At 63.0% G+C, this 9,000-nt stretch carries 5 protein-coding genes and 1 other annotated feature; of the genes, 4 read left to right on the top strand and 1 reads right to left on the bottom strand.

What is annotated here, in order from left to right; translation table 11 throughout:
• The first annotated feature begins 221 nt into the window (after nt 1-221).
• Nucleotides 222-489 (top strand) — a binding site (T-box leader).
• A 51-nt stretch (nt 490-540) separates the two neighbouring features.
• The 4 genes from pheS to H7B90_RS09845 all read left to right on the top strand — a co-directional run bounded on the left by pheS (nt 541) and on the right by H7B90_RS09845 (nt 8,172).
• The gene (pheS, locus tag H7B90_RS09860; RefSeq protein ID WP_185135693.1) at nt 541-1,575 is read left to right on the top strand and encodes a phenylalanine--tRNA ligase subunit alpha; all 1,035 of its coding nucleotides are present in this window, start codon (nt 541-543) and stop codon (nt 1,573-1,575) included.
• 21 nt (nt 1,576-1,596) lie between these two features.
• A complete protein-coding gene (gene pheT, locus H7B90_RS09855) occupies nt 1,597-4,053 on the top strand; it encodes a phenylalanine--tRNA ligase subunit beta (RefSeq protein WP_185135692.1) in 2,457 nt (818 codons plus the stop codon).
• A gap of 144 nt (nt 4,054-4,197) precedes the next feature.
• Entirely contained in the window at nt 4,198-7,254 is a 3,057-nt protein-coding gene (gene zapA / locus H7B90_RS09850) for a cell division protein ZapA (RefSeq protein ID WP_185135691.1), read from the top strand.
• A gap of 735 nt (nt 7,255-7,989) precedes the next feature.
• Nucleotides 7,990-8,172 (top strand): hypothetical protein, encoded by a 183-nt coding sequence (locus H7B90_RS09845; RefSeq protein ID WP_185135690.1) that lies wholly within the window; start codon nt 7,990-7,992, stop codon nt 8,170-8,172.
• Between the two features lie 253 nt (nt 8,173-8,425).
• Here the strand turns inward: H7B90_RS09845 and H7B90_RS09840 are convergent, their stop codons facing one another.
• Nucleotides 8,426-8,806 (bottom strand): cupredoxin domain-containing protein, encoded by a 381-nt coding sequence (locus H7B90_RS09840; protein ID WP_185135689.1) that lies wholly within the window; start codon nt 8,804-8,806, stop codon nt 8,426-8,428.
• Nucleotides 8,807-9,000: the final 194 nt, after the last annotated feature.

The raw sequence follows: 9,000 nt of genomic DNA, 5'->3' as shown, positions 1-9,000 counted from the left end.
GCTCCGCCGAGGAGGCGTGCCGCGCCGCCAAGGCGTTCGTCCACGCCGCCATCTCCCGCGCGGTGCCGCTCGGCTCCGGCATCGGCTCGCTCTGGCATGCCGCCTGGCGCGATGGCGTTGGCGGCGCGCCGGGCGGCGTCGGCGGCGTCCGCCCGGCCCCTTTTCCCGAACCGACTTGATTGCGGCCTCGCATTCCCCTATAATACGAACTAATAGTTTGCACAAATGCGTCGATGGAGACAAGTACGCAGCGCCTTCCTCTCAGGGAGGGAACGCCGGAGACTGGGAGCGTTCCTAGGAAATCAGGCTGCCGAAATTCACTCCGGAGCAGTTCCTTGAACTTCGCCGCGGGCGGACAGTAGAGGGGAACGGCAGCGGCCCGTTACGCCGCGCATGAGCGGGAATGTTCCAAGCGGTCGTCATCGGCGATCGAGCCGAGCGCGGCGGACGTTCCAACAAGGGTGGTACCACGGTCCTATCGTCCCTTTCACGGGGGAGAAGGGCCTTTTTTATTTTTCCGGATAAGGAGAGACGCGTCCAATGAGAGACAAATTGGAAGGACTCCGGCGCGAAGCGCTGGAACAGCTCGGCGGGGTAGCCGACCCGGGGCAGCTAAACGAATTGCGGGTGCAATATCTCGGCAAAAAAGGCCAGCTCACCGAAGTGCTTCGGGGAATGGGGGCGCTAAGCGCCGAGGAGCGGCCGGTCATCGGGCAGATCGCGAACGAGGTTCGCGCCGCCATCGAAGCCGTCATCGCCGAGAAGCAGGAGGCGTTCGACCGCGCCGAGACGGCCCGCCGCCTTCAGGCGGAGACGATCGACGTTACGCTGCCGGGCAAATCGCGCGGTGAAGGCACCATCCATCCGCTGACGAAGGTGACTCAGGAGATCGAGGATATTTTCCTCGGGATGGGCTATCGGATCGCGGAAGGACCGGAAGTCGAGACGGACTTCTTCAATTTCGAAGCGCTCAACCTGCCGAAGAACCATCCGGCGCGAGACATGCAGGACTCGTTCTACCTGACGGAAGAGATCCTGCTCCGCACGCACACGTCCCCGGTCCAGATTCGCGCGATGCGCGCCGCGAACGGCCAAACTCCGCTCAAGGTGATCTGCCCGGGCAAGGTGTACCGCCGCGACGACGACGACGCGACGCATTCGTTCATGTTCCACCAGATCGAAGGCATCGTCGTCGGCCCGAACATCCGGATGAGCGACCTGAAGGGGACGCTGCTGCAATTCGTGCAGGCGATGTACGGTCCGCAGACGCAGATCCGGCTGCGCCCGAGCTTCTTCCCGTTCACCGAGCCGAGCGCCGAAGTGGACGTCACCTGCGCGCAATGCGGCGGGCACGGCTGCCGGATGTGCAAGCATACCGGCTGGATCGAGATTCTCGGCTGCGGCATGGTGCACCCGAAGGTGCTCGAATACGGCGGCTACGATCCGAAGGAAGTGACGGGCTTCGCCTTCGGCATGGGCGTCGAGCGCATCGCGCTGCTCAAGTACGGCGTCGACGACATCCGTCATTTTTACAACAACGATCTTCGATTCCTCGGGCAATTCGCCCGAATGTAGGGAAGGAGCGGACCTGAACCCATGAACGTATCTTACCGTTGGTTGAACGAATATATCGATCTGAGCGGCATCGAACCGGCCAAGCTGGCCGAGATGATGACCCGCGGGGGCATCGAGATCGACTCGGTGCCGTCCCGCAACCAAGGCGTCTCCAAGGTCGTCGTCGGATTGGTCAAAACGCGGGAAAAGCATCCGGACGCCGACAAGCTGAGCGTCTGCACGGTGGACGCCGGCACGGGCGAGGAGCTGCAGATCGTGTGCGGGGCGCCTAACGTGGCGGCGGGCCTCAAGGTGCCGGTCGCGCTCGTCGGGGCGGAGCTCCCGGGCGGCCTGAAGATCAAGCGCGCGAAGCTGCGCGGCGTCGAATCCCAAGGCATGCTCTGCTCGGCGCGCGAGCTGGGCATCAACGACAAGCTGCTGCCGAAGGAGCAGCAGGAAGGGCTGTACATCCTGCCGGCGGACTCGGAGATCGGCGCCGACATTCTGGACGTGCTCGCGCTGGACGACTCCATCCTCGAGCTGGATCTGACGCCGAACCGCTCCGACTGCCTGAGCATGCTGGGCGTCGCTTACGAGGCGTCCGCCCTGACGGGCCGGCCGCTTCGCCTGCCGGATCCCTCCAAGGATCTGTACGCATCGACGGACAAAACGAGCGACCATGTTCAAGTGACGATCAGCGCGAAGGAGCTGTGCAGCCACTACTCGGCGCGCTTCATCAAAGGCGTGAAGATCGGCCCCTCCCCGCTGTGGATGCAGAATCGCCTGATCGCCGCGGGCATCCGCCCGATCAGCAACATCGTCGACATCACCAACTACGTCATGCTGGAGTACGGCCAGCCCTTGCACGCGTTCGACGCGGCGAAGGTCGCCGGCGGGCGGATCGACGTCCGCCTCGCCCGCGAAGGCGAGACGCTCGTCACGCTCGACGGGCAGGAGCGCAAGCTCGAGCCGCACATGCTGCTCATTACCGACGCCGAGAAGCCGATCGCTCTCGCCGGCGTCATGGGCGGACTGAACTCCGAAGTGACGAACGATACCGTCGACATCATCCTCGAGTCCGCCCGGTTCGACGGCGGCAGCGTCCGCCGCACCTCGCGGCAGCTCGGCCTCCGCTCCGAAGCGTCGGCGCGCTTCGAGAAGGAAGTCGACCCGGGGCGCGTTCGCGAAGCGCTTGACCGCGCGGCCGGACTGATGGGCAAGTACGCGGACGGAGTCGTCTCCGAAGGCGTCGTCGAGACGATCGTCTCCGAAGCGAAGCCGTCCGTCATCACGCTATCCCTGGAGAAGATCAACCGCTTCCTGGGCACGTCCTTGTCTTCGCTCGAGGTGAAGACGATCTGGTCGCGGCTCGGGTTCGAAGCGGCCGAGACGGAGAACGACGTCTGGCAGGTAACCGTGCCGACCCGGCGCGGAGGCGTCCACCTCGACGTCGACCTGATCGAGGAAGTCGCCCGCCTGCACGGCTACGACGAGATTCCGACGACGCCGATCGAAGGCCCGACGACGACCGGCTCCTTGACGAAGCCGCAGGCGATTCGCCGCGATCTGCGCGGTCTGCTGACGGGCAGCGGCCTGTACGAAGCGATCAACTACAGCGTCACTTCGCCCCAGGCGGCCGGCCTGTTCCCGGACTTGAACGGGGCGGACGACGGCTGCAAGCCGATCCCGCTGGCCATGCCGATGAGCGAGGAGCGCAGCGTGCTGCGGACCGTGCTGCTGCCGAGCTTGCTCGAAGCGGCCGCGTACAACCAATCGCGCAAGAACAACGACGTCGCTCTGTTCGAGATCGCGAACGTCTACCACTCCAAGGAAGCCCCGCTGACCGGTCTTCCGAAGGAGAAGCCGAGGCTCGCGCTCCTGCTGACGGGCAACCGGACGGCTCCCGCCTGGAACCGGGCCGCCGAGAAGGTCGACTTCTACGACGCGAAGGGCATTCTCGAAGCCGTCTTCGAGAGACTCGGCGTAAGCGGCAAAATCGCCTACGAGGCGGCGCAGCCGGAGCACTTCCATCCGGGCCGCACCGCGGCTCTTACGCTGGCGACGGAGAACGGCCGCGAGACGATCGGCTACGTCGGCCAGATTCACCCCGACCTGCAGCGCGAGTTCGATCTCGGCGACGTCTACGCGGCGGAGCTCGAGCTGGCTCCGCTGTACGCCGAAGCGGACGGGGACATCGCGTACCGCCCGCTGCCGCGGTATCCGGCGGTCGAGCGGGACCTCGCCGTCGTCGTCGGCCGCGAGGTGCCGGGCGAGGCGCTCGCTTCCGCGATCCGGTCGGCGGCGGGCGAGCTGCTGGAGTCCGTCCGCGTGTTCGACGTCTACACGGGAGAGCGCTTGGGCGCGGACAAGAAGAGCGTCGCGCTGGCGCTCGTCTATCGACATTCGGATCGAACTTTGACGGATGAGGAAGTAACGGCGTCGCACGAGCGGGCGCTGGCAGAATTGGAACAATCTTTCGGAGCCGAGCTGAGAAAATAAGCAGGAAACGGCAAGACGCGCAGCGAATACATCATGACGCATTCCAACCGATGTGCCGCCATCCTTACGGGAGCGGCCCGGACGTTCGGTGCGCGCGGTGGATTCGCTGCGATTTTTTCTTAAAGAGGTTGGGAGGAACAAACCGTGAATGCTGACGATCGGACACGCGTAACGGTTGACATATACGGAACGCAATATACGCTGACGGGACACTCGAGCACGGATCACATGAAGCGCGTGGCCAACATGGTCAACGAGCAGATGCACAAGATCTCGAACGGCTCCCCCCGGCTGGATCTGTCCAAGCTCGGCGTGCTCGCCTCCGTGAACATGGCGGACGAGCTTCTTCGCTTAAGGCGCGAGAACGAGCGGCTGCTGCAGGAAGAGAACGAGCGGAAGAGGCTGGAGGAGGAGCTGAACGCGACGCGCGGAGAGGCGGACTCGCTCCGCGAGCAATTGGAAACGGTTCAGCGACAGGCCCGGGAGGAGCTCGCCGAGTCGAACCGCAAGCACGCGGAGCTGCTCGAAGGGATCGCGGCGGATTACGAGGAGCGGCTGGCCGCGCTCCGGAAGGAGCACGAGGAGAAGACGGCGGAGCTCGTCCGGCGCTCGGAGGAAGAGGCGTCTTCGATTCGGGAGGAGTGGGACGCGAAGCTGCGGACGACGACCGCCGAATTCGAGGAGAAGCTGCAATCGGTCGCGGGCGACTTCGAGGAACGGCTGTTTTTCGCCCAGGAGGAATTGGCGGAAGCCCAGACGAACCTCGCGGCTGCCCGGGAGGCGCTCTCCGTCTCCGAGAAGAGACGCTCGGACGAGACGGAAGCGATCAAGCGGTCCCACGAGGAAGAGAAGGCCGAGCTGCTGAGAGCGCACGAGGAAGAGCTGGCCAAGCTGCAGGCGGGGTACGAGGCCGATCTGAGCGCGCTCACCTCCGAGCACGAAGGCTTCCTTCAATTGCTGAAGGCTTCGCACGCCGAGGAGATCGAAGCCGGAATCTCTTCCTACGAGAAGAAGCTGGCCGACCTGGCGGCCGAACACGAAGCGAAGCTGGAGGAAGAGAGAACGATCCTCATGTCGCGGTCGGAAGCGCTGCTGTCCGAATATTCGTCCCTGCTGGACAAGACCCGGGCGGAGCACGCGGAGCAGATCGAGCGGATGGAGACCGAGCACGCGGAGCAGATCCGGAAGCTGCAATCCGAGCACTCGGAGCAGATCAAGAAAATGCAGACCGAGCATTCGGAGCAGCTCGAGCTGATGCGAATGGAGCACGAAGAGCAAGTCGAACTCATGGGCGGCGACCACAAGAGTCAGACCGAGCGGCTGGAGGCCGTGCACGCGGAACAGCTCGAGAAGCTGCGGAGAGAGCATGCGGAACAGATCGAGCGGATGCAAACCGATTACGAGGAGCAAATCGACACGTTGCGCTCGGAACGGGAGGCCGCGAACGCGGAGCGGCAAGCGGTTCGAACCGAGCTCGAAGCCAAGGCGGAGAGACTCGAGACGGAGCATGCCGAGCAGCTGGCCAAACTGCGCGAGGACCATTCTTCCGAGCTGGAGAAGCTTCTGTCGAAGCATATGGCCGAGCGGGACAAGCTGGAGAAGGAGCTTGCCGAGCTCGCGGCCAAGCTGCAGGCGGAACGGGACGCCGAGCTGGAGGAGCTCCGGTCGGAGCACGCGGCCGAACTGCGGAAGCTCCGGGCGGACCATGCGGACGAATTGGCTCTTGTTCAGATGGAGCTCAAGGAAGAGCTGGAGACGGTCCAAACCGAGCTGAACGCCGAGCTGGAATCCGTCCGGTCGGGGCACGAGCAGAAGCTGGAGGAGCTCCGGGCGAAGCATGCGGCACAATTGGAGAAGGTGCAGGCCGAGAAGTCGGCAAGCCTGGACGCTTTGCGCTCGGAATACGATTCCGTGCTGGAGTCTCTGCAGTCGGAGCGCGATGCGAACGTGTCGTCGCTCCAGGCTTCGCATCGGGCGGAGCTGGAGAAGCTGGGCGCGGAGCTGGAGAGGCTGGGCTCGGATCTGGCGAAGTGGGACGCAGAGAGAAGCGGATGGCGGACCAAGGAGGAAGAATGGACCTCCGTCCGGAAGCGGCTTGAGGACGAGATCGCCCGGCTCGGGCGGAATTACGAGGAGGCCAGCCAAGCCGCGGCGACGCTGGAGCAGGATCGGAAGGCGCTCGAGGAGGAAGCCGAGGAGCGGCTCTCGGCGGAGCGGACGGCCCGCGAGCTGGCCGAGAAGGAACGCGACGAACTCGCGTTGCTGCTGGACGAGCTGGCGGAGCAGGAACGGACGATGAACGATTCCGCGGCCCGGATGCGGGAGCAGCTGCAGGTTCTGGAGCGGCAGCGGAAGGAAGCCGAAGAGCGAGCTCAGGAGCTGGAGTCGAAGCGGCTGGAAGCCGAGGACAGAGTGCAGGCGCTGGAGAAGCTGCGTCGGGATGCCGAGGAGAGAGCGCAGGCGCTGGACCAGCAACGGCAGGTTGCCGAGGAGAGAGCGCGGGCGCTGGAGCAACAACGGCGGGATACCGAGGACAGAGTGCAGGCTTTGGAGCAGCAACGGCAGGATGCCGAGGAGAGAGCGCATGATGTGGAGCAACGGCTGCTGGAAGCCGAGGAACGAGCCCAGGCCCAGGAGCGGAAGCGACGGGAAGCCGAGGACAAAGCGCAGACGCTGGAGCAGCAACGCCTGAAGGCGGAAGGAAGAGCGCAGGCGTTGGAGCAGCAGCGGAAGGAAGCGGAAGAGAGAGCGGAGCTCTTGGAGCTGCAGAGCATGGAAGCGGAGGAAAGAACCGGGGCGCTGGAGCAGAAGTATCGGGAAGCGGAGGAGAGAGCGCAGGCGCTGGAAGATCGGCTGGCGGAGCTCACGCGGGAAGCCGACCGGCGCAAGGAAGCGGCGGAAGCCGCCGAACGGGAGCTCGAAGCGGCGAGAGCGCAAGCGGCCGCAATGGAAGCTCTCGAGGCGGAGCGCGCTGCCGAGTTGGAACGGCTGCAGACGCAGCGGGCCGCGGAGGTGGAGGCGCTGCAGCAAGAGCTGGCCGCCCGTCGGGAAGAGCCGAATCCGGAGTCCGGCGCCCAAGTCGAGCGTCTCGAGACGGAGCTTCTCTCCGTTCGCCGCGAGCTCGAAGCCCTACAGGAGGAATACGCGAAGCTTCAGAACGAATACAACGAATGGATCGACATGCTCGAGGATCAAACCTGATTTTAAGAAAAAAAGAAGCGGCCATGTTCCGGGAACTGTCGGGGCGTGGCCGTTTTTTGGCGCCATCCGTTTCAAGGGCGTATGGTCCAGGCTGCCACTGGTCGTAACGGGTTGACATGGCTTTATCCCCTACGCTCAGGATGGACCGAACGGGCTGCTCTCTCCATATTTCCGAAAGTTAGGCCACATGCCACTATCCCATGGACTCAGAAAAGGTGCCACATTCCGCTATCCCATTTACTCAGAATAGGCACCACATGCCACTATCCCTTTCGCTCAGATAGGTGCCGCATACCACTATCCCATTAACTCAGAAAAGGTGCCACATGCCGCTACCCCTTTCACTCAGAAAAGGTGCCACATACCACTATCCCATTCACTCAGATAGGTGCCGCATACCACTATCCCTTTCACTCAGAAAAGGTGCCGCATACCACTATCCCTTTCACTCAGAAAAGGTGCCACATACCACTATCCCTTTGATTCAGGAACGGGCGAACGGTCTCAGCAGACTCTCCCATCATTAAGTGGAAGAAGGACCGGACTATTCAACTGGACCTGAAAAAAGTTAACCCATTGACGCAAACTTTCCTGATCCGAGGGGATAAGGGGACGTTAGGGCAAAGAGCGCAGGACACGAACCTCCTGACAGAATGGGATAGGGGCAGGAGAGACGGTGATCGGACGCTACCTGAATGGAGGGGATAGGGGTACGTTGATCTAAGAACGGCATGGATGAGCGGTTCCCTGACGGAACGGGATAATGGGAGGAGTGGGGACAGAAGGGGAAGGCGAGTTGAAGAGATGGGAAGGAGAAGGGAAGAGAAGAGGAGAGAAGCGGAAAGAAGCGGAGTGAAGAGGAGAGAAGAGGAGTGGAATGGGAAGAGGATTGGGAAGACTCCTGAACGGAAGGGATAAGGGTAGGAAAAGGGATGTGCAGACTCACCCCTGAGCGGAAGGGATAGAGGGACGATTCGACGGCAAGCGACGCGGGGGTTCGGCCTAATCGTTCGACCGTTTGCGACGAGATCGGCTAGTCCGGCGGCTTTTCGACAAACATGGCCTATATATCGGAGGTGTAGTCCCTCCGCGAAGTTAGTCCTAATAAAAACGAAAACGGCATCCTCTCTCCGGAAAACCGGAATGGGATGCCGTTCCCGCGGCGGACGGTTTACTTCACGACCAGCTTGGCCGTCATGGCCAAGTGGCCGGTGCCGCAAACGATGCTGCATTTCATCTCGTAGGTGCCTTCTTTGAGCGTGACGATCTTGGACGTCTTGCCGTTGCTCAGCTTGACGTCGGCTCCTTTGATCTGCAGGCCGTGGGCGCCTTCTTCGTTGACCAGCTTGATCTCGACCGGAGTGTCCTTCGGAATGGTGTACTCCTCTTGGTCGAACTTCCAGTTGGACGCCTTCACGACGAGCTGCTCCGATGCCGTCTGCGGTTCCGCGGACGACGAAGCCGCCTTGTCGCCGCCGTTCCCGCCGCCGCAGCCCGACAGCGCCGCGACCAGCGCGGCGGAAGTCAGCAACGCGGCCCATTTGCTCCGCATTAAGATCCCCCCAGGTCATTTTTCCTGTCCATCATATCACATCGAAGCGGGGGAAGACATCCGCAGAGGGAGCCGCGCCGCGCGAAGGGAGCACGCGAAGGGAGTTGCGCGAAGGGAGCCTCGTGAAGGGTGCACATGAAGGGAGCTACGTGAAGGGAGCTACGAGAAGGGAGCTGCGTGAAGGGAGTTACGTG

It is taken from the genome of Cohnella xylanilytica, from assembly GCF_014212175.1.
Classification (GTDB): domain Bacteria; phylum Bacillota; class Bacilli; order Paenibacillales; family Paenibacillaceae; genus Cohnella; species Cohnella xylanilytica.
The sequence above is the reverse complement of the archived record's forward strand: the minus strand, read 5'-3'. Positions and strand labels throughout refer to the sequence as shown.

Bases quoted from the DNA above. Each gene is read 5' to 3' on its own strand.
- pheS (WP_185135693.1), top strand. From the start codon at position 541: ATGAGAGACAAATTGGAAGGACTCCGGCGCGAAGCGCTGGAACAGCTC.
- pheT (WP_185135692.1), top strand. From the start codon at position 1,597: ATGAACGTATCTTACCGTTGGTTGAACGAATATATCGATCTGAGCGGC.
- H7B90_RS09845 (WP_185135690.1), top strand. From the start codon at position 7,990: ATGAGCGGTTCCCTGACGGAACGGGATAATGGGAGGAGTGGGGACAGA.
- H7B90_RS09840 (WP_185135689.1), bottom strand. From the start codon at position 8,806: ATGCGGAGCAAATGGGCCGCGTTGCTGACTTCCGCCGCGCTGGTCGCG.